This window comes from Lonsdalea iberica, assembly GCF_002111585.1.
Classification (GTDB): domain Bacteria; phylum Pseudomonadota; class Gammaproteobacteria; order Enterobacterales; family Enterobacteriaceae; genus Lonsdalea; species Lonsdalea iberica.
In genome coordinates this window covers 88,424-107,742 of record NZ_LUTP01000011.1, presented here as the reverse complement: position 1 = coordinate 107,742, position 19,319 = coordinate 88,424, and the positions used below count along the sequence as shown (strand labels likewise).

Genomic DNA, 19,319 nt, shown 5'->3' with positions numbered 1-19,319 from the left:
GACACTGCCAAGACTCACACTGATAACCGAGCTGATTCAGATAAGCGCTATCCTTTGCGCCGAGCGGAATTCCGCTGTGCAGCATCAACTGATTTTCTTTTACGCTAAGCGTCGCGTGTAATCCTGCAGAAATAAGAATCAATTTTTTCACACTGTGGTGGTAATACCCGACCAATAAAGGAAACTCCCCCTTAAGACCGGCATGACGTAACAGTTGATTTACTTGTCTTAACAACATGGATAATTCAGGCTGTTTACGCTGCTGATTGGCGAGGTGCTCGCGTAATAGCCCGTTGAATAATGCGCGTAATAACAATGCGGCAACGACACCGTTATTATGAGCGGCCTGTGTAACGTCCAGACAGTAAAACGCCAGTTCATCTTCCGATAAGGCCACGATATCTAATACTAACCCGGGATGATCTGCTACGGTGAGCTGCCGATAATTAATACGGCACTGTGCAATCGTTTGATTGACAGGCGGCTGTAATTGCTCCAACAGTTTGTTGACATCGGCCGGGCATTCATTCAACGATTCCATATCCTGCATTAACTTATCGACTTCACCAACCTGTGAAGTAAACATATCGGGGTAGAGGCATGACATTACCGTTTCACGTAATCGGTTATAATCATTGACCGGTTTCAGCAGGACATCCTGAACACCAAGCCGTAATATTTTCGCTACATCTGCCATATGACTGGTTGCCGATATGACGAGAATGGGCGTGTCGGTATTCTGCTGGCGGAATCGATCGACAAACTCAAATCCGCCCATCGTGGGCATATTCAGATCGCAGATGATGAGGTCCGGCTGCTGCTGAATTATCATTTCGAAGGCATTCTGGCCGTTATCCGCTTCAATGACGTTGGCACCCAATGAGGTTAGATAACCCGCAAGCACCGAACGGAAAACAGCTTCATCCTCAACGATTAAAATATCTTTCCCCGTAAATGGTCGTGCCATCAGTTACCCCTTAAAACTCAGTCTGTTCTGTTCATATTCATCATGCTGATGTTGTAATTCAGGCTACCTAAATGTGGCTCAGGTAGCCCGGTGAACCAATGGCAATAACATCTCTCGTTGTTTTTCTACCGCCCGTCTGCCCGCGTCAATGGCCTCCTGCGCGCGGTGGAAGTCCAGCGTCGCTATCTGCGGGCAGTAGGGTTGAATCAGCACATCCGGCGGATCCCCGGCCATACGGCTCATTTTCAGGCGGTTCTCTAGCACCTGAATTGAAGTGCTCATAATCTCCATCGCCGTAGGCCTGACTTCCGCCGGCTGCCGTCCTCTCAGGTGAAGTCGCTCGCGTATTCGCTGCGACCATCCTCCTACCGACACGGTTTCCATCGCTGGTTGAGGGGGCTTCACGGAGAGCAGATCATGACTTTTCAGGCTCGCGTCATGCTGTAAATCAACGGCAATGACGACATCCGCCCCCATGGCCCTCGTTAATGACACGGGCACGGGATTGACGACAGCGCCATCCACCAGCCAGTAGCCGTTGAACGAAACCGGAGACAGCAACCCCGGCATACTGCATGAAGCGCGTATAGACAAGTGCAGGTCTCCCTCTGTCAGCCAGAGCTCTCGACCTGTACTTAAATTGGTGGCTACCGCACCAAACTTAATGGCGCAATCCTCAATGCGCTGGGTACGCAGCAATTGACGAACATGTTCGAAAACGCGGTCGCCCCGCAATAACCCTCCGCGCCGCCACGACAGATCCATCAATCGGATCACATCCCAATAGCCGAAACCACTGACCCATCGGGCCATGTTGTCTAACTGATTGGTCGCATACGCTGCGCCAACCAGGGAGCCAACCGAACATCCGGCGACGATTTCGGGCTCAATGCCGAGCTCTCTCAACGCATTGATGACGCCAATATGTGCCCATCCCTTTGCTGCACCGGACCCCAAAGCCAATCCGACCTTGACCTTACGCATGGTTTCCCCCCTGCCTGCTTTATTCTAGACTACATTGCCATGCGTCAAACTCGCTGGGTACTATGTGAAGTGTTTTTAAGATACGTCTCAACTATTTAATTCATTAAAAAATTATTAAGGTAGATATTGTGTCCGAATGTTGCTTTTGCGGCAATCAACAACCCTTTTCACGTTGCTGTGAACCTTATATTCAGGGAGTTAGGGCCGCCCCCTCCCCAGAATCGCTCATGCGTTCGCGCTATAGCGCCTACGTTCGTCAAGACATTGACTACCTGATCGCCACATGGCACCCAACCTGTCAGGCCGAAAACTTTCGAGCAGATATTGCATCCACCTGCAGCAACACCGAATGGCGAGGCCTAAATGTATTGACTCAAAGTGCGGGAGAAGTGGCTGATGAAGGATTCGTCGAGTTTGCGGCACGATATGCAGACAAAAACACGCCTCAGCGCAACGTGTTGATGAGAGAGCGCTCACGCTTCCTTCGCCATCACGATCGCTGGTACTATGTCGACGGCGTTCATCTGTCTACCGGCAGAAATGAAGCCTGTCCCTGCGGCTCAGGTAAAAAATACAAGAAGTGCTGCGGACAATAGCGTGACAGCCCGCAATTTCGGCGCGCTGAATAAAATGATTGATATTGGCTTTGGACAGGATCAACCCCCTCATGCAATCCCATAATATACAAAGAAAAGTTCTTCGTACTATCTGCCCTGATTCGAAAGGGTTAATCGCAAAAATCACCAATGTTTGCTACAAGCACGAGCTGAACATCGTGCAAAACTCTGAGTATGTCGATCATCGTACCGGGCGTTTCTTCATGCGCACGGAATTGGAAGGCATTTTCAACGATAATACGCTGCTGGAAGATCTGGACAGCGCTTTACCGTTAGGCTCCGTGCGTGAACTCAGCAACGCAGGTCGTCGCCGCATTGTGATTCTGGTAACCAAAGAAGCCCACTGCCTGGGCGATCTGTTGATGAAAAACGCCTTCGGTGGTTTAGATGTCGAAATCGCCGCCGTGATCGGTAACCACGAAACGCTGCGCACGCTGGTTGAACGTTTTGATATTCCGTTCCACCTGATCAGCCACGAAGGATTATCTCGCGACGAACACGATCAAAAAATGATCGCGCAGATTGACCCGTACCAGCCGGACTATGTCGTCCTGGCGAAATACATGCGCGTCTTGACCCCGGCTTTCGTACAGCACTACCCGAATCAGGTCATCAATATTCACCATTCGTTCCTGCCCGCATTTATCGGCGCACGCCCTTACCACCAGGCGTATGAGCGTGGCGTCAAAATCATCGGCGCCACGGCTCATTATGTGAACGACAGTCTGGATGAAGGCCCCATCATCATGCAGGACGTAATTCATGTTGATCATACCTACACCGCCGACGACATGATGCGTGCGGGTCGCGACGTCGAGAAAAACGTCCTCAGCCGGGCGCTCTATCAAGTGCTGGCACAGCGTGTTTTCGTCTATGGGAATCGCACGATCATCCTGTAATGCTCGACCTATTGTCATCGAGCCGCTCAAGACAGCGTCAGATGGCATAAAAAACCGGCAAACAAATCTGAATTTGCCGGTTCAGACTTTACAGGGGCGCGGCATTTGTTATGATGCGCCCCGCTTAACGCAAAACACGTTTCAGGCCAGTGGTGGGGTTCCCGAGCGGCCAAAGGGAGCAGACTGTAAATCTGCCGTCACAGACTTCGAAGGTTCGAATCCTTCCCCCACCACCATCTCTTATAGAATCACTCCCCAAATCAATCCAATATGTTGAAGCCATCTATTCCCGTAGGGGGAAGGTGAGAACCTTCGACAAGGTTCGAGTCGAGCATAGCGAGACAACGTGCGCAGCACGACCCGAAGGGCGAGGAACGTAGTGACGAGTTATCCTTCCCCCACCACCATCTCTGAAAGAGTCACCCCCCAAATCCACTCAATGCATTGAAGCAGACTGCGCTTCTCTTCATCCGAAATTGTCTCCGTGCTACTACCTAGGAGGCAATGCCGTTCGCTTACCCTTTCCACCGTCCGGGCATGTAGGTAAATACCGGCAGTTGCCATGACCAGCGAATCGCGGCCAGGCGCACAGAGAGTCCGATCAGGAAGGAAAGTAGTTGGTTGATATCGTGATTAAGCCCGACGTGCCGAAAACCGAGATAGAGCAGTGCCACCAGCAGTGAGACGCAGGCATACAGCTCTTTACGCAGCACCATCGGCGTGCGGTTGCAGAAAATATCCCGCAAGATCCCGCCGAAAATGCCTGTCGTTACCCCCGCGATGACCACGATCGTCAACGAGTAATTCAGATACAGCGCTACGTTGCAGCCAATAATCGTGAACGCAATGAGCCCCATGGCATCGAGTACCAGAAACAGCCGATGCAGATGCTGCATGAAGCGCGCAATCATGACGGTAAACAGACCGGCGCCGACCGTGAGATAGATGTAAGCGGGATGCTGAGTCCAGCCGATGGGGAAATTGCCCAGGAGAATGTCGCGGACTGTGCCGCCGCCGAGCGCGGTAATGAAGGCGATAAAGGAAACGCCGAAAATATCCATATTGCGGCGACCTGCCGCCAGCGCGCCGGACATCCCCTCTGCGGTTATGGCAATAAGATAGATATAGGTCAGCACACGAGCCTCTCGTGGTTGTGCCCCTCCCTCTGTCCTTTTACCTGAGAGTTTGTGCAGCAGCGGCTGCTTGCCCCTTCGGTGGGTTGTCTGGCAACCGCTCTCCAGTTGGCGTGAATGGATCCTGCAGTAGGGTGACCTGAGCGATTATGGGAGTTTGCGCCTTCGGCGGGAGGGCCTGCAATGGCCTCCTCTCTCCTGCGAGACGCGGAGTATACGGGCTCTCCCAGCCGCCATCAACCCTGCAACAACGATGGTTACTATCGGTGTTTATACCGGGTCTCGACCGTGACTCGCCGCCGCCATTTCTGCTACCATCACGGCACATTTTCATTACAACGGCAGCGAACATGAAGTTTGTTTCTTTTAACATCAACGGCCTGCGAGCGCGGCCTCATCAATTAGCCGCAGTGGTCGAACAACACCAGCCGGACGTCATTGGTTTGCAGGAAACCAAAGTACACGACGACATGTTTCCGTTGGAAGACGTGGCACAGCATGGCTATCACGTGTTCTACCACGGACAGAAAGGCCATTACGGCGTAGCGTTGCTGACGAAGAAAGAACCACTGGCGGTTCGCCGCGGATTCCCGACCGATGAGGAAGACGCTCAACGACGCATCATCATGGCGGATATCGATACCCCTCAGGGTCCGTTGACGGTCATCAATGGCTATTTTCCTCAGGGAGAAAGCCGCAACCATCCAACTAAATTTCCGGCAAAAACGCGTTTCTATCAGGATCTTCAGCACTATATCGAACATCATCACCCACAAGGACAACCGCTGGTTATCATGGGCGATCTGAATATCAGCCCGACCGATCTGGATATTGGAATTGGGGAAGAGAACCGTAAGCGCTGGCTGCGCACCGGTAAATGTTCTTTCTTGCCAGAAGAGCGTGAGTGGCTGGCCCGACTGCAAAATTGGGGGCTGGTGGACACGTTCCGCGCCGCTCATCCCTCCTGCAACGACCAGTTTTCCTGGTTCGACTATCGGTCCAAAGGCTTCGATACTAACCGCGGCCTGCGCATCGACCTGATCCTGGCAAGCCAGTCTCTGGCGGAAAGCTGCACCGCAACGGGTATCGACTACACGATCCGTGCGATGGAGAAGCCTTCGGATCACGCGCCTATCTGGGCAGAATTCGCACTTTAGTGTACTCGTTGGCGGGGTAGAATCTCAGCCCCGCCACGGTTCATTTAACCATCCGCCACACCAGATTATTGGTGCTGAGCCTCTGTTTATCCTCAGAGCATTGCAACAATACGCCTTCCATCTTGATGACCGCCCCTTCGGAATACTGCGTGTTCTGGTAGGTGCAGCAACGAATACATTGCTGAGCGTTATTCTGCTGGCCTGAATGGTTGCCGTTGCCCCAAATCACCTGCGGAGGAACCGGCACGACAATATCGGTATTCGTATGACTCCCCGGATTAGCCTGCCCCCAGAGAGGAAAAATCACCAGCGTGGCCGCCAGAACCTGTCCCCATTTCACCGTCATGAATTTTGCTCCTTCACCTTAGGCTGCGACTTACGTCGCTTTTTTGGTTTCGATTTGCCGGGCGCGGGCGGCAGGCCACGTAATAACGGCATACTGCCACGATGCCTGACTTGCTGGATGATGTCGCACAGAGACTCTGTCAGCGGCTGCATAAAATCCTGATAGCGGCACTGTTTTTCGCTGATTTTCGTCAACGTGGACTCCCAATGAGCGGTCATATCCGGATGCGCGGCGCTGGGCGGCAATGAATGGATCAGCGCTCTCCCAGTTTCGCTGGCATGGATGTAGCGACCTTTTTTCTCCAGGAAAGCACGCTTGAACAGAAGCTCGATAATGCCGGCTCTCGTCGCTTCCGTTCCTAATCCATCGGTCGCACGTAGAATTTTCTTCAGTGCTTTATCCTGTACAAACCGTGCAATTCCCGTCATGGCCGAGAGTAGCGTCGCATCGGTAAAATGGCGCGGCGGCTGGGTCTGGCGCTCAACCACTTCCCCCCGTTCACACAAAAGGTCGTCGCCTTGGCTGACAACGGGCAGCGGCGTCCCTTCGTTCTCTTCGTCCCGCTCTTTACCACCGAGGAGCGTGCGCCAGCCTGCTTCCGCCAGAAAGCGGGCCTTGGCCACAAATTTCCCCCCGGCAATATCCAGTTCGATCACGCATTTGCGGAAGACGGCATGAGCGCAGAATTGCATCAAATATTGTCGGGCGACCAGCCCATACACCTGACTTTCGTGCTGCGTCAGCGTCGTCTTGGCTGTTCGCGCAGTCGGGATGATTGCGTGGTGAGCATCCACCTTACCGTCATCCCAGCATCGGTTGCGGCGTTCGCTGTCAAAAATCGGTTCGGGCGGTTGTAAATCCGGCTGATGCACCCCAATCGCCTGTAATACCGCCTGTCGCCCCGCAAAGTGCTCTTCGGGCAGATAGCGGCAGTCCGAACGAGGATAGGTAATCAGCTTATGGGTTTCATACAGTCGCTGACAGGTGTCCAGCACCTGCTGAGCGCTCAATCCAAACCGTCTGGCGGCTTCGATCTGTAGCGTAGACAGCGAGTAAGGCAACGGAGCGATTTCTGATTCCCGTTTATCATTATAGCCCGTAACACGAGCAGGCTGCCCGGCAATCCGGGTCACCACATGCTCCGCCAGTGGCCGGTGTAGCAAACGCCCCTCCTCGTCCTGATAAGGTTCACAGGATTCACTGGGCTGCCACAGTGCCGTGAAGCGCTCATCCGCCGGCGTCACGATATGCGCCTTGACGTCGAAAAAGTCTCTAGGCACGAAGTTTTCGATCTCTTCGTCGCGCCGAACCACCAATCCCAGCACCGGCGTCTGGACTCTTCCCACCGACAGCACGCCGTCATAGCCGGCTTGGCGGCCCAACAGCGTATAGGCGCGAGTCATATTGATGCCATACAGCCAATCCGCGCGCGAACGCGCCAGCGCAGATACGCACAGAGGGATAAATTCACGGTTTTGTCGCAGACGGGCCACGGCTCTCTCGACCGCCTGCGGGTTGAGATCGTTTATCAGGCAGCGTTGCACACGTTGACGTTTCTCATTGGGAAGATCGAGGTATTCCAACACCTCATCAACCAGCAGCTGACCTTCTCGGTCGGGGTCGCCGGCATGAATGACGTCGTCTGCCTGCGCTAACAGTTTTTTGATGGCATTGAGCTGCTTACTTACGGAAGGCCGCGGCTGCAGCCGCCACTTCTGGGGCACAATCGGTAGATCGTCCAGCGCCCAACGCGCATAGCGGGGATCGTAAGCATCCGGCTGGGCCTGCTCTAGCAGATGGCCCACGCACCACGTCACGACATCGTGCTGTCCGCAGGCGATATAACCCTCCCCCCGCCGATGGGGTTTAGGCAAAACATCGGCGATAGCCCGCGCCAGGCTGGGCTTTTCGGCAATAAAAAGTCGCATGATTCACCGCACTACCGGCAGTTGTTATTGAGGCTCCCTCTATATTGGTATAGAGGGAGCGAGATAGCGATTCGATATGGCCAATCGCATCAGAAATAGCGGACGATCCGATCCGGGTCGGTCGGCGTCAACGTCGAGGAAGCTTTTAGCTGAGGAGTACCCAAGTAAAGAAATCCGACAATTTCATCCTGTGGACGACAGTCGAAGGCTTCGCGCACGCGGTCGCTGTGCGTCCAGGCGCCGCTGCGCCAAATGCCGTTGAACCCCTGCGCCTGCGCCGCCATCTGCATGGCATGCACAGCGCAGCCCGCCGACACCACTTGCTCCCATACAGGAACTTTGTGATTTTCTTCGCAATGCGCGATGACGGTGATAATCAGCGGCGCCCGAAACGGCGACTTACGCGCCTTTTCGATAGCCGACTCATCCAGATGATTTTGCTGTGCCGCTTCGACCAACACGTCGCTGAAGCGACTGAGTCCCTCATCCTGAATCACGAAGAAGCGCCACGGCTGCAATGCGCCGTGATCGGGAGCCCGCATACCGGCATGAATAATATTTTCCAGCACGGCGCCAGCGGGGGCCGGAGCTGTCAATCGGGAAGCCGACCGACGATTAAGTAATAGTTCCAGGGCATCCATCACACATCTCCTGTAATTCATCAGGTAGCAAGGGTTGAGACGAGATCGCGCGCAACGTTAGCACAGCCAGAAGTTTTGTTACAAGTTAACAACCTGTGGCGCCGCGCCGGGCAAGATAAAAAGCTGACTTTTACCTGTCCGCTCATTAGGATACTAAACTGTTTTTCCCATTTTCGGAGTTATCATGCGCACGATGTGGCGGATTTTCAGCGGATTCTTTAAGTGGGGGTGGCGCCTGCTTAACTTCATCCGGGAATTCATCCTCAATATTTTTCTTATCATGCTGATCCTGGTTGGCCTGGGTATCTTTAGTCAATTCAAGGCGACTCCGCCTGAAACTGCGAAAGGCGCGCTGATGTTGAACATCACCGGCGTCGTCGTCGACAAACCCTCAGTGAATAATAAGCTGCGGCAGTTTGGCCGCGAGTTTTTAGGCGTGTCCGCCAATCGCAATCAGGAAAACTCGCTATTTGACGTCGTTGACGTCATTAGGCAGGCCAAAAACGACCGCAATATTACCGGCATGGTGATGGATCTGTCCGACTTCGTCGGTGCCGATCAGCCGTCACTGCAGTATATCGGCAAAGCGCTGCGTGAATTTCGCGACACGGGCAAACCGATTTACGCCGTAGGCGATAACTATGACCAGTCGCAGTACTATCTGGCCAGTTACGCCAACAAGATTTTCTTGACGCCGCAGGGCGGCATCGACCTGCACGGCTTCGCCACCAACAACCTCTACTATAAAACGCTGCTGGATAAGCTTAAGGTCACCACGCACATCTTCCGCGTCGGCACCTATAAATCCGCCGTCGAGCCCTACATCCGGGATGACATGTCCCCCGCCGCACGGGATGCCGACGGTCGTTGGGTCAACAGCCTGTGGCAAAACTACCTGACGACGATAGCCGCAAATCGTGAAATCACGCCTCAGCAGCTCTTCCCCGGCGCCGACGGCCTGCTCGCCGCCCTGCGCGCGGTGGACGGCGATACCGCACGCTATGCGCTGGATAACAAACTGGTGGATGAGGTGGCTTCCCGCTCGGTCATTGAACAAAAGCTGATCAAGACCTTTGGTTGGGATGCTAAAAGCAAAGACTTTAATTACACCTCTTTCTATGACTACACGCTCACCGATCCTCAGCCGGACGACAACCAGATTGCCGTGATCTTCGCCAACGGGATGATCGTCGATGGCAACGAGGCGCCAGGTTATGTCGGCGGTAATACGACGGCCGGACAAATCCGCGATGCCCGGCTTGATACCAAGGTGAAAGCCATCATCCTGCGCGTGAACAGCCCAGGGGGCAGCGTCACCGCGTCCGAACAAATACGTGGCGAGCTGGCCGCCGCACGCCAGGCTGGCAAACCAGTGGTGGTCTCGATGGGAGGCATGGCCGCCTCAGGCGGTTACTGGATCTCCACGCCAGCTAACGCCATTATCGCCAGCCCCAGTACGCTTACCGGTTCCATCGGCATCTTCGGCGTGATCAACACGGTCGAGAATACGTTGGACAGCGTCGGTGTTCATACTGACGGCGTCGCCACCTCACCGCTAGCCGATCTGTCTATGACCAAGGCGCTGCCGACGGAATTCGGCCAACTGATGCAGGTCAATATTGAGCGAGGCTACAAAAACTTCCTCTCTCTGGTGGCGAAGTCCCGTAACAAGACCCCAGAACAGGTGGACGAAATCGCTCAGGGCCACGTCTGGATCGGCAACGATGCAAAAGCCAACGGCCTGGTCGATACGCTAGGCGACTTCGACGATGCGGTGAAGAAGGCGGCAGAGTTAGCCAAGTTGGATCATCATCAGCTGGTCTGGTTCGAAGAGGATGAAGGGGTGATGGATGTGCTCTTTAATCAGGTTCGAGGCTCGGTATACGCAACGCTTCCCGAGGCATTGCAGACACTCTTTCCCGCCCCCGTCGCGGAGTTGAGCGAGATGCTGCGCGCTCAACCGTCTCTGTCGACTAAACTGACTGACCCGCAACATCGCTATGTTATTTGTCTAAGCTGCGGCAACGTTCGCTAATCGCTTTACCCGCCCGGCGGACAATCGCCGGGCTGCTTTTCCCCTCGCTTCGCTCTATAATCCATTTTTTGATTTTGACGTAATCACACCCATGCAAAAGAAATCCATTTATGTCGCCTATACGGGCGGCACGATCGGCATGCAACACTCCGCTCAGGGCTATATCCCGGTTTCAGGCCATCTCCAGCAGCAGCTGGCCCAGATGCCCGAGTTTCATCGGCCGGAAATGCCATCCTTTACCATTCATGAATATACGCCGCTGATCGACTCCTCGGATATGACGCCGGAAGACTGGCAGATCATCGCCAACGACATACGGCAGCATTACGACGACTATGACGGCTTCGTGATTTTGCATGGGACAGACACGATGGCCTTCACGGCGTCGGCGCTGTCGTTCATGCTAGAGAATCTGGCTAAACCGGTCATCGTGACAGGGTCACAGATCCCACTGGCAGAACTGCGTTCTGATGGACAAACCAACCTGCTGAACGCGCTGTATGTGGCGGCCAACCACCCTATTAACGAAGTCAGTCTGTTCTTCAATAACAAGCTACTGCGCGGCAATCGCACCACCAAAGCTCATGCCGACGGCTTTGATGCGTTCTCCTCTCCCAACTACCCCGTGCTGCTGGAAACTGGCATCCACATTCGCCGCCTCTCCTCGGCGCCGCTGGCTGAGTCGACGGAGCCGCTGGTCGTTCATGACATCACCCCCCAGCCCATCGGCGTTATCACTATTTACCCCGGTATTTCCGCCGACGTGGTACGCAACTTCCTGCTTCAGCCTGTTCGGGCGTTGATTCTGCGCTCTTACGGCGTCGGCAACGCGCCGCAGAACAAAGCGTTTCTGCAAGAGCTGCGGGAAGCGTCCGATCGCGGCATTATTGTGGTCAACTTGACGCAGTGCATATCCGGCTGCGTCAACATGGAAGGCTATGCGACTGGCAACGCACTGTCGCAGGCCGGCGTGATCAGCGGTTTTGATATGACCGTTGAAGCGACGCTTACCAAGCTACATTATCTACTGAGTCGCGAAGATCTGTCCCCTGACGCTATCCGCCGGTTGATGCAGCAGGATCTGCGGGGTGAACTCAGCAATAGCTAAAATTCGGAGGCCGCATGAAGAAGGCGCTGTTACTGATCGATTTGCAGAATGATTTTTGTCCCGGCGGCGCCTTGGCCATCAGCGAGGGCGACAGCGTCATCCCGGTGGCTAACCGTGCGATCTCCGCCTGTCAAAACGCGCAGATCGCCGTGGTAGCAAGCCTGGACTGGCATCCGGCGGAACATCGCAGCTTTGCCGTGAATTCCGGCACGACGATCGGCGAACTGGGCGAGCTGGAGGGACTACCACAAGTGTGGTGGCCGGTGCACTGCGTCGCCGGCGAGCCGGGCGCCGAGTTCCACCCGGCGCTCAATCGGCAGGCTATTGACTGGGTCGTCCACAAAGGAACCGCCAGGGACATCGACAGCTACAGCGCTTTTTTTGATAACGGCCATCGGGTAAAAACCGAATTAGACAACTGGCTGCGCGCCCATCACGTAGACGCCCTCGCCATCATGGGATTGGCGACAGATTACTGTGTGAAGTACACGGTGCTGGATGCGCTAATGCTGGGGTATTGTACTGAGGTCTTGGTAGACGGCTGTCGCGGAGTCAATCTAGGACCCACAGACAGCGAGAAGGCACTCGAGGAGATGCAGGCTCAGGGCGCGATCTTGACGGAGTCGCAGGCCTTTATCACCGCACTCTCCTCCTCGCAAGGCTAGATAACTGGTGGCGAAGACAATAAGGTCAACGCCGTCAGTCCTGCGGTTTCAACACCATAATCGGCTTGGCTGCCGCATCAAACCGCTGCTTAAGCGCCTGTTTACATTTGATTTCGATTTCGCCCTGCTGGTTGACGCTCATGTGGTCGGCCTCTACGTTGTGGCGAGACTGCCAAAGTAAGACCATCTGCATGGCGCTGTCTTTCTGTTCCAGAGTCAGCGCCACGCCGTCGGGCCATTTACCCAATTCCACCGCCGTCACCAAACGCTGATAGATCTCCGGCGTCATCGCTTTTAACACATCCTCAATCTGCATAGTCCACATTCCTTGATTCGTGCATGTAGGTGGCTGTAGAGGTCCCCAATACACAGTACAAATGCCCGTGTTACCGTGCCTTCACGTACCGTCGCCCCGAGTAGAGCCGCTTTTAGCTGAAACGATTCAATTAGATAGACTTCTAGCCTTCTATTTCTTGATTGTTTTCCGCATCGATAAAACTTAACGAGGCTGAATTGACGCAATAACGCTCGCCGGTCGTCTCTTTGGGGCCATCAGGGAATACATGCCCGAGATGCGCCTCGCAATTGCCGCAACGAATTTCCACTCGATGCATATTATGCGAATTATCATCCAGATAATGAATCGCCTCCGCAGACACGGGTTGATCAAAACTGGGCCAGCCACAGCCGGAGTCAAACTTGTCATCCGAATAAAACAGGGGTTGTTTACAACATAGACAGTGATAAATGCCGGTCTGCTTGTTATGCAGCAACTTGCCGGAAAACGGCGGTTCAGTTCCCCGCTGTTGGGTAACATATCGTTGTATTTCCGTCAGGTTATCGCGCTGAATAGAGTCGGAAAGGTCTTTGTCCATGGCTTTGCTCACAAAGGAAGTTATTACTCGTGTTAAAGAGTATAGACCGTTAGCACTACAAAAAATTAACACTCGAAACGCTATTTGGCCTCTTATTGCGATAGGCTAAAGCCTGACGGGGTGCTAATTGTGATCTATGTCACAATAATACCCCCATCGGGTGTTCTCATACCCGGCCAATGCTCCTATCATGTTGTCCAACAACTGAAATGACCGAATAGATGATTTATCGTGCAAGGGTTGCCCATAGTTTTGACATACAGCAACTATTGACACGATTCCGCTTGACCCTCGGGAAGGTTTTTGTAATTTTACAGCCAACCTTTTATTCACAAACCAAATAGCTGGTGGAATATATGACTATCAAAGTAGGTATCAATGGATTTGGCCGTATCGGCCGTATTGTTTTCCGCGCTGCCCAGGAGCGTTCAGACGTTGAAATCGTTGCAATCAACGATTTGTTAGATGCGGACTACATGGCTTACATGCTGAAGTATGACTCCACTCATGGCCGCTTCAACGGTACTGTTGAAGTTAAAGACGGTCATCTGGTCGTTAACGGCAAAACCATCCGTGTTACCGCAGAACGCGATCCGGCTAACCTGAAATGGAACGAAGCGGGTGTTGACGTCGTTGCAGAAGCTACAGGTATCTTCCTGACTGACGAAACTGCACGTAAACACATCCAGGCTGGCGCTAAGAAAGTCGTACTGACTGGTCCTTCTAAAGACAGCACTCCGATGTTCGTTATGGGCGTTAACCATAAAGACTATGCTGGTCAGGATATCGTTTCCAACGCCTCTTGCACCACTAACTGCCTGGCACCGCTGGCTAAAGTTATCAACGACAAATTCGGTATCGTTGAAGCGCTGATGACCACTGTTCACGCGACTACCGCTACTCAGAAAACCGTTGATGGCCCGTCTCACAAAGACTGGCGCGGCGGCCGCGGCGCATCTCAGAACATCATCCCGTCTTCTACCGGTGCTGCTAAAGCTGTAGGTAAAGTTATCCCGGCTCTGAACGGTAAACTGACTGGTATGGCGTTCCGCGTTCCGACTCCGAACGTATCCGTAGTTGACCTGACTGCACGTCTGGAAAAAGGCGCTTCTTACGACGCTATCTGTGCTGCAATCAAAGAAGCTTCTGAAGGCGAACTGAAAGGCGTTCTGGGCTACACCGAAGACGCCGTTGTTTCTACCGATTTCAACGGTGAAAAACTGACTTCTGTATTCGATGCTAAAGCCGGTATCGCTCTGAGCGACAACTTCGTGAAACTGGTTGCTTGGTACGATAACGAAACAGGTTACTCCAACAAGGTTCTGGATCTGGTTGCTCACATCTCCAAATAATGAGCTAAAGTTCGGAAACTGAATCAAGGGCGACGCAAGTCGCCCTTTTTAATGCACAATGATCTCGATGCACGTCGGTTTCACAGCGCGATGGCTTCTCTCGCGCCATTGAGTGCCATGTCCCCCACCCCACACGACGTTCTATAACCCCTTTCAGACTGCTTGACCGATTTGTTGTTCTCATCCGCATCACGACATCTGCTGCCGTCTTTTCTCGGCAAGTTACGAGGGTTCATGTCCGCGAGCGACATCCTCTGCCCAAACAAAGCGACATTCGTTAACGTCCAAAGGCAAGGTGGCATGGAAGCCAATAACGCTGTTTTTTGACACGGTTCGACGAGACGGCGAATTCCTATTGGGGAATGACGTCATGAGTGCCACAATATTCATCATTGATTTCTACTCATAGATGAATAGGCCTGCCCATGACTGATGCCCTGTTTTCCCTTCCCGTCAGCAAAACGATTTCCCCCCATATTACGCTGCGTCAGCAAGACCAACTGCCGATTGTGGTCATTGACCATCCGCAGCTGAAAGCCGCCGTCGCACTGCAAGGGGCCCATTTAATCGCCTGGCAGCCCACCGGCACCGCGCCGGTAATTTGGCTCAGCGACAACACGCTTTTTAAGGAAGGGAAAGCTATTCGTGGCGGCATTCCTGTCTGTTTCCCCTGGTTTGGTCCCGTGGCCGAACCCAGTCACGGCTTTGCGCGCATTATGCTTGGGCATTCTCATCCCATATCGATGATGCGGACGGCGTTACGCTGACTCTCACGCTTCGCGACAATGAGGAAACGCGCGCCATCTGGCCGCAGGCGTTTAAGGTGGATGCGCGTTTCGTACTCACTCAAATGTCTTGCGATGTGGAGTTGGAGTTCGAAGGGGAATACAGCATAACCAGCGCTCTGCATACTTATTTCAATATCGGGGACATCAGCCGCGCGCACGTCAGCGGGCTGGGTGAGCGCTTTATCGATAAGGTCGACCCGGAGAATCCCGGCCTCCAGCAAGGCGATCTCTCATTCCCCGACCGCATCGACCGGGTCTATACCGAACCTAAAGCGATCAGCGTTATCCACGATCCGGTGCTTGAGCGCACTATAGAAGTGCACCACCATAACCAAAGCGATGTCGTTGCTTGGAACCCAGGAGAACAGCTGTCCAAAGCGATGTCGGATCTCACCGATGAAGGTTTCAAAACGTTCGTGTGTGTGGAAACTGCCCGTATCAGTCAACCATTTAACATCACCCGGCATGCGCCGGCTAAATTGGCGACGTCCATACGCGTTCATTCCACGAACGCAAAATAATCTTATTTGTGAGTGCAAGGCCGGTACGGTTCGCGAGTCGTCGTGCCGCCCCTTTTAATGGGATGATGCTTCATCACAAAGCAAACGCACCGTTGACTGACGTACACGGTGCGTTCGAAGCACAAAGATGGTGCATTCCTGCTTAGAAGGCGTAACTGATTCCGCCGCCCAGCATTAGGCTATCGCTTTTCTCAACCATTGGGCTGCTTTTCACTTCATCGCTAAGACGGGTGTAGCGACCAATAATCCAGGTGTTCCAGCGAGGCGTAATGGTGTACCCCACGCTCAGCTCCAGATACGGATCCCAACTGTCTCCCGGCCGATAGCTTTGAATGCCCGAACGTGCTGACTCGCTATTGCTCACCCCATAGTAGTAGCGGTTCTGTCGAGCGCTCGACCAGTTAACGCCAATCCCCGGCGTGAAATGCCACCGATCGGCATCGATGCGGTAGAGGTATGCCGTATCCCATACGACGCCATCGCTGTTGCCCAGCGTGTCGGCGGCAAGAACGCTGCGGATTGTTCCCCATTGCGCATCATGACGGTAAGCCACCCCGCCCATCAGCGTGCCTCGACGCTTATCCAGCTGTTTCATGCTGCCGTCGTCACTGTCTCCCGGCTTAAATCCGAACGGGTTGTAGTAGGCGGTCAACGAAAGTTTATTCTGGTCGTCATTCCACAGGTAGTAGCCGCCGCCCAACCCGCGGAAATAGAAGTTATCGCTTTCATACACCACCTGCGGGAAGGGGTAGATGTGGTTATCGTCACCGCGATAAACCGACGTTTCTCCGATGGCGCCCACCCCAAGAGAAAAGGTCTCCGCCTGTGCGGATAACGCCGCCGTCACGCTCAGCGCCAGCGAGATACCTACTGATTTAAGTTTTTTCACTGCTCACGTTCTCCTGTTCCGATCGACCCTCCCGTGGGAGTAGGCTGTCATTATGGTCACGGCGGAGAAAGAACGCTACTACAGACTGAAACGGATAACTTATAACCATTTTTTCTAGTGGCGGAAGGTCGCTCTGGCATACTCGTTCAGACCCGTTGTATAGGGGGATCCCCCCTGTCACAACGAACTGAGTCATTGAAATATATTAAAAAGCCCAATGAAGAATAGAGGAAATTTCACCGAGGCAAACTACGCTTTAAAATGAAGACAACATCCCCTTGCCGCGCAGGTTGATGTTGAACCTGCGTAACACGTCACAAGTTGGCATAAGGGTTGCTGTACTCTGAAGGGGAATTCTTCTTTAGGAGAGCCAACCATTATATAGGCGGTATTCATACTCTCGCTCTCTTATTCTGTGTTGTTAATCGACGAAGGACGGGCATCGCTATGAACATATTTGATCATTACCGTCAGCGCTACGACGCTGCCAAAGACGAAGAGTTCACTCTGCAAGAGTTCCTTAACATTTGCCAGCAGGATCGCAGTGCTTACGCGAATGCTGCCGAAAGATTGTTGATGGCTATCGGTGATCCGGTCATGGTAGACACCGCGCAAGAACCACGTCTTTCCCGTTTATTTTCCAACCGGGTCATAGCCCGCTACCCTGCTTTCGAAGAGTTTTACGGTATGGAAGAAGCGATCGAGCAAATCGTCGCTTATCTCCGCCATGCAGCTCAAGGTCTGGAAGAAAAGAAACAGATTCTGTATTTGCTCGGTCCGGTGGGCGGGGGTAAATCCTCTCTTGCCGAACGGCTGAAAGCCCTGATGCAGCTTGTGCCCATCTACGTACTCAGCGCCGACGGCGAACGCAGCCCGGTGAACGACCACCCGCTGAGCCTGTTCAATCCACATGAAGATGCCGCCATATTGGAAAAAGAGTATGGCGTGCCGCGTCGTTATCTTGGCACCATCATGTCGCCGTGGGCTGCCAAGCGGCTCCAGGAGTTCGGCGGGGATATCACCAAGTTCCGCGTCGTTAAAGTCTGGCCCTCCATACTCGCGCAGCTGGCCATCGCCAAGACCGAACCCGGCGATGAGAATAACCAGGATATTTCCGCGCTGGTGGGGAAAGTGGACATCCGCAAACTGGAGCATTTCGCCCAGAACGATCCCGATGCCTATGGCTACTCCGGCGCACTTTGCCGCGCCAACCAGGGCATCATGGAATTCGTGGAAATGTTCAAAGCCCCGATCAAGGTGCTTCACCCACTGCTGACCGCGACGCAGGAAGGTAACTACAACGGCACGGAAGGCATTGCCGCCCTGCCGTTTAACGGCATCATTCTGGCTCACTCCAACGAATCGGAATGGGTGCAGTTCCGCAACAACAAGAATAACGAGGCCTTCCTCGACCGGGTGTATATCGTCAAAGTCCCGTACTGCCTGCGCGTGTCGGAAGAGGTCAAGATTTACGACAAACTGCTGCAAAATAGTGAGCTGAGCCAATCGCCTTGCGCCCCAGGCACACTCGAAACGCTGGCGCGCTTCTCGATCTTGTCGCGTCTTAAAGACCCCGAAAACTCCAGCACTTATTCCAAGATGCGGGTGTATGACGGGGAAAGCCTGAAAGATACGGACCCGAAAGCCAAGTCCTATCAGGAATATCGGGACTATGCCGGTGTCGATGAAGGCATGCAGGGGTTGTCCACGCGTTTCGCCTTTAAGATTCTGTCTCGCGTGTTCAACTTCGACCACACCGAAGTCGCGGCCAACCCGGTGCACCTGTTCTACGTGCTGGAACAGCAGATTGAACGCGAACAGTTCCCGCAGGACGTGGCGGAAAAATATCTGGAGCACCTGAAAGGCTATCTGATCCCTAAATACGCGGAATTTATCGGCAAAGAGATTCAGACCGCCTATCTCGAATCCTATTCGGAATACGGTCAGAACATCTTCGATCGCTATGTTACTTACGCCGACTTCTGGATTCAGGATCAGGAATACCGCGATCCCGATACCGGTCAGCTGTTCGACCGCGAAGCGCTCAACAGCGAGCTGGAAAAAATCGAGAAACCGGCGGGCATCAGCAACCCGAAAGACTTCCGTAATGAAATCGTCAACTTTGTGCTGCGCGCTCGCGCGGGCAACAATGGTCGCAATCCAAACTGGACCAGCTATGAAAAATTACGAACGGTGATTGAGAAGAAGATGTTCTCTAACACGGAGGAGCTGTTGCCGGTGATTTCATTCAATACCAAGACCTCAACCGAGGAGCAGAAGAAACACGATGACTTCGTCGACCGTATGATGGAAAAAGGCTATACCCGCAAGCAGGTTCGATTGTTATGCGAATGGTACCTGCGCGTGAGAAAGTCGTCTTAATGCGACAGACCGACAGGCAACGTCGTTTGGGG

17 protein-coding genes, 1 tRNA gene, 1 other RNA gene, 1 pseudogene and 1 riboswitch are annotated in these 19,319 nt (G+C 53.6%); of the genes and pseudogenes, 11 read left to right on the top strand and 9 right to left on the bottom strand.

The window, feature by feature from the left end; translation table 11 throughout:
• Both rssB and rssA read right to left on the bottom strand, forming a co-directional pair.
• Positions 1 to 967: two-component system response regulator RssB (rssB, locus tag AU511_RS06450; protein ID WP_094109156.1), on the bottom strand; the 967-nt coding region annotated here is incomplete at its 3' end.
• Between the two features lie 78 nt (positions 968 to 1,045).
• Positions 1,046 to 1,951 carry a patatin-like phospholipase RssA gene (gene rssA / locus AU511_RS06445; protein WP_094109155.1) on the bottom strand — a complete coding sequence of 302 codons (906 nt, stop codon included), beginning with the start codon at positions 1,949 to 1,951 and terminating at the stop codon, positions 1,046 to 1,048.
• A 128-nt stretch (positions 1,952 to 2,079) separates the two neighbouring features.
• Here rssA and AU511_RS06440 point away from each other — a divergent pair, with 128 nt between their 5' ends.
• The 4 genes from AU511_RS06440 (at position 2,080) to AU511_RS06425 (ending at position 3,874) form a co-directional block, all read left to right on the top strand.
• Positions 2,080 to 2,547 (top strand): YchJ family protein, encoded by a 468-nt coding sequence (locus tag AU511_RS06440; RefSeq protein ID WP_094102281.1) that lies wholly within the window; start codon positions 2,080 to 2,082, stop codon positions 2,545 to 2,547.
• A gap of 71 nt (positions 2,548 to 2,618) precedes the next feature.
• The gene (purU, locus tag AU511_RS06435; protein ID WP_094109154.1) at positions 2,619 to 3,467 is read left to right on the top strand and encodes a formyltetrahydrofolate deformylase; all 849 of its coding nucleotides are present in this window, start codon (positions 2,619 to 2,621) and stop codon (positions 3,465 to 3,467) included.
• Positions 3,468 to 3,618: 151 nt separating this feature from the next.
• Positions 3,619 to 3,703 (top strand) — tRNA-Tyr (locus AU511_RS06430).
• 46 nt (positions 3,704 to 3,749) lie between these two features.
• Positions 3,750 to 3,874: non-coding RNA, RtT sRNA (locus AU511_RS06425), on the top strand.
• A 108-nt stretch (positions 3,875 to 3,982) separates the two neighbouring features.
• Here the strand turns inward: AU511_RS06425 and AU511_RS06420 are convergent.
• A complete protein-coding gene (locus AU511_RS06420; protein ID WP_094109153.1) occupies positions 3,983 to 4,603 on the bottom strand; it encodes a trimeric intracellular cation channel family protein in 621 nt (206 codons plus the stop codon).
• A 19-nt stretch (positions 4,604 to 4,622) separates the two neighbouring features.
• A riboswitch (glycine riboswitch) is annotated at positions 4,623 to 4,718 on the bottom strand.
• Between the two features lie 232 nt (positions 4,719 to 4,950).
• On the opposite strand from AU511_RS06420, the gene xthA reads away from it, so the two are divergent.
• A complete protein-coding gene (xthA, locus tag AU511_RS06415; RefSeq protein WP_094109152.1) occupies positions 4,951 to 5,757 on the top strand; it encodes an exodeoxyribonuclease III in 807 nt (268 codons plus the stop codon).
• 40 nt (positions 5,758 to 5,797) lie between these two features.
• Here xthA and AU511_RS06410 read toward each other — a convergent pair whose 3' ends face one another.
• The 3 genes from AU511_RS06410 to AU511_RS06400 all read right to left on the bottom strand — a co-directional run bounded on the left by AU511_RS06410 (position 5,798) and on the right by AU511_RS06400 (position 8,672).
• Positions 5,798 to 6,103: a DUF1496 domain-containing protein gene (locus tag AU511_RS06410; RefSeq protein ID WP_094101430.1), complete on the bottom strand. Its 306-nt coding sequence runs from the start codon at positions 6,101 to 6,103 to the stop codon at positions 5,798 to 5,800.
• The gene (locus AU511_RS06405) at positions 6,100 to 8,031 is read right to left on the bottom strand and encodes a DNA topoisomerase III (protein ID WP_094109151.1); all 1,932 of its coding nucleotides are present in this window, start codon (positions 8,029 to 8,031) and stop codon (positions 6,100 to 6,102) included. Before AU511_RS06405 ends, AU511_RS06410 begins: the two co-directional genes overlap by 4 nt.
• An 89-nt stretch (positions 8,032 to 8,120) precedes the next feature.
• Positions 8,121 to 8,672, bottom strand: coding sequence for an NAD(P)H nitroreductase (locus tag AU511_RS06400; protein WP_094109150.1), 552 nt, complete (start codon positions 8,670 to 8,672; stop codon positions 8,121 to 8,123).
• Between the two features lie 184 nt (positions 8,673 to 8,856).
• Between AU511_RS06400 and sppA the strand changes: the two genes are divergently transcribed.
• The 3 genes from sppA (at position 8,857) to pncA (ending at position 12,480) form a co-directional block, all read left to right on the top strand.
• Entirely contained in the window at positions 8,857 to 10,707 is a 1,851-nt protein-coding gene (sppA, locus tag AU511_RS06395; RefSeq protein WP_094109149.1) for a signal peptide peptidase SppA, read from the top strand.
• 91 nt (positions 10,708 to 10,798) lie between these two features.
• Complete coding sequence (ansA, locus tag AU511_RS06390; RefSeq protein WP_094109148.1) at positions 10,799 to 11,815, top strand: asparaginase; 1,017 nt, start codon at positions 10,799 to 10,801, stop codon at positions 11,813 to 11,815.
• 14 nt (positions 11,816 to 11,829) lie between these two features.
• Positions 11,830 to 12,480 (top strand): bifunctional nicotinamidase/pyrazinamidase, encoded by a 651-nt coding sequence (gene pncA, locus AU511_RS06385; RefSeq protein ID WP_094109147.1) that lies wholly within the window; start codon positions 11,830 to 11,832, stop codon positions 12,478 to 12,480.
• Between the two features lie 34 nt (positions 12,481 to 12,514).
• On the opposite strand, the gene AU511_RS06380 is transcribed toward pncA, so the two are convergent.
• Complete coding sequence (locus AU511_RS06380; protein WP_094109146.1) at positions 12,515 to 12,796, bottom strand: YeaC family protein; 282 nt, start codon at positions 12,794 to 12,796, stop codon at positions 12,515 to 12,517.
• 142 nt (positions 12,797 to 12,938) lie between these two features.
• Positions 12,939 to 13,355, bottom strand: coding sequence for a peptide-methionine (R)-S-oxide reductase MsrB (gene msrB / locus AU511_RS06375; protein WP_094109145.1), 417 nt, complete (start codon positions 13,353 to 13,355; stop codon positions 12,939 to 12,941).
• Between the two features lie 356 nt (positions 13,356 to 13,711).
• Between msrB and gapA the strand changes: the two genes are divergently transcribed.
• Together gapA and AU511_RS17865 are read left to right on the top strand one after the other, a co-directional pair.
• Positions 13,712 to 14,707: a glyceraldehyde-3-phosphate dehydrogenase gene (gene gapA, locus AU511_RS06370; protein ID WP_026742436.1), complete on the top strand. Its 996-nt coding sequence runs from the start codon at positions 13,712 to 13,714 to the stop codon at positions 14,705 to 14,707.
• 425 nt (positions 14,708 to 15,132) lie between these two features.
• Positions 15,133 to 16,016, top strand: a pseudogene (locus AU511_RS17865) (D-hexose-6-phosphate mutarotase).
• A gap of 142 nt (positions 16,017 to 16,158) precedes the next feature.
• Here the strand turns inward: AU511_RS17865 and AU511_RS06360 are convergent.
• Entirely contained in the window at positions 16,159 to 16,905 is a 747-nt protein-coding gene (locus AU511_RS06360; RefSeq protein WP_094109144.1) for a MipA/OmpV family protein, read from the bottom strand.
• 447 nt (positions 16,906 to 17,352) lie between these two features.
• Here AU511_RS06360 and AU511_RS06355 point away from each other — a divergent pair, with 447 nt between their 5' ends.
• Positions 17,353 to 19,287: a PrkA family serine protein kinase gene (locus AU511_RS06355; RefSeq protein ID WP_094109143.1), complete on the top strand. Its 1,935-nt coding sequence runs from the start codon at positions 17,353 to 17,355 to the stop codon at positions 19,285 to 19,287.
• Positions 19,288 to 19,319: the final 32 nt, after the last annotated feature.

Coding starts and splice junctions, on each gene's coding strand:
- rssA (WP_094109155.1), bottom strand. CDS start 1,951: ATGCGTAAGGTCAAGGTCGGATTGGCTTTGGGGTCCGGTGCAGCAAAG.
- purU (WP_094109154.1), top strand. CDS start 2,619: ATGCAATCCCATAATATACAAAGAAAAGTTCTTCGTACTATCTGCCCT.
- xthA (WP_094109152.1), top strand. CDS start 4,951: ATGAAGTTTGTTTCTTTTAACATCAACGGCCTGCGAGCGCGGCCTCAT.
- AU511_RS06410 (WP_094101430.1), bottom strand. CDS start 6,103: ATGACGGTGAAATGGGGACAGGTTCTGGCGGCCACGCTGGTGATTTTT.
- AU511_RS06405 (WP_094109151.1), bottom strand. CDS start 8,031: ATGCGACTTTTTATTGCCGAAAAGCCCAGCCTGGCGCGGGCTATCGCC.
- AU511_RS06400 (WP_094109150.1), bottom strand. CDS start 8,672: ATGGATGCCCTGGAACTATTACTTAATCGTCGGTCGGCTTCCCGATTG.
- sppA (WP_094109149.1), top strand. CDS start 8,857: ATGCGCACGATGTGGCGGATTTTCAGCGGATTCTTTAAGTGGGGGTGG.
- ansA (WP_094109148.1), top strand. CDS start 10,799: ATGCAAAAGAAATCCATTTATGTCGCCTATACGGGCGGCACGATCGGC.
- pncA (WP_094109147.1), top strand. CDS start 11,830: ATGAAGAAGGCGCTGTTACTGATCGATTTGCAGAATGATTTTTGTCCC.
- AU511_RS06380 (WP_094109146.1), bottom strand. CDS start 12,796: ATGCAGATTGAGGATGTGTTAAAAGCGATGACGCCGGAGATCTATCAG.
- msrB (WP_094109145.1), bottom strand. CDS start 13,355: ATGGACAAAGACCTTTCCGACTCTATTCAGCGCGATAACCTGACGGAA.
- gapA (WP_026742436.1), top strand. CDS start 13,712: ATGACTATCAAAGTAGGTATCAATGGATTTGGCCGTATCGGCCGTATT.
- AU511_RS06355 (WP_094109143.1), top strand. CDS start 17,353: ATGAACATATTTGATCATTACCGTCAGCGCTACGACGCTGCCAAAGAC.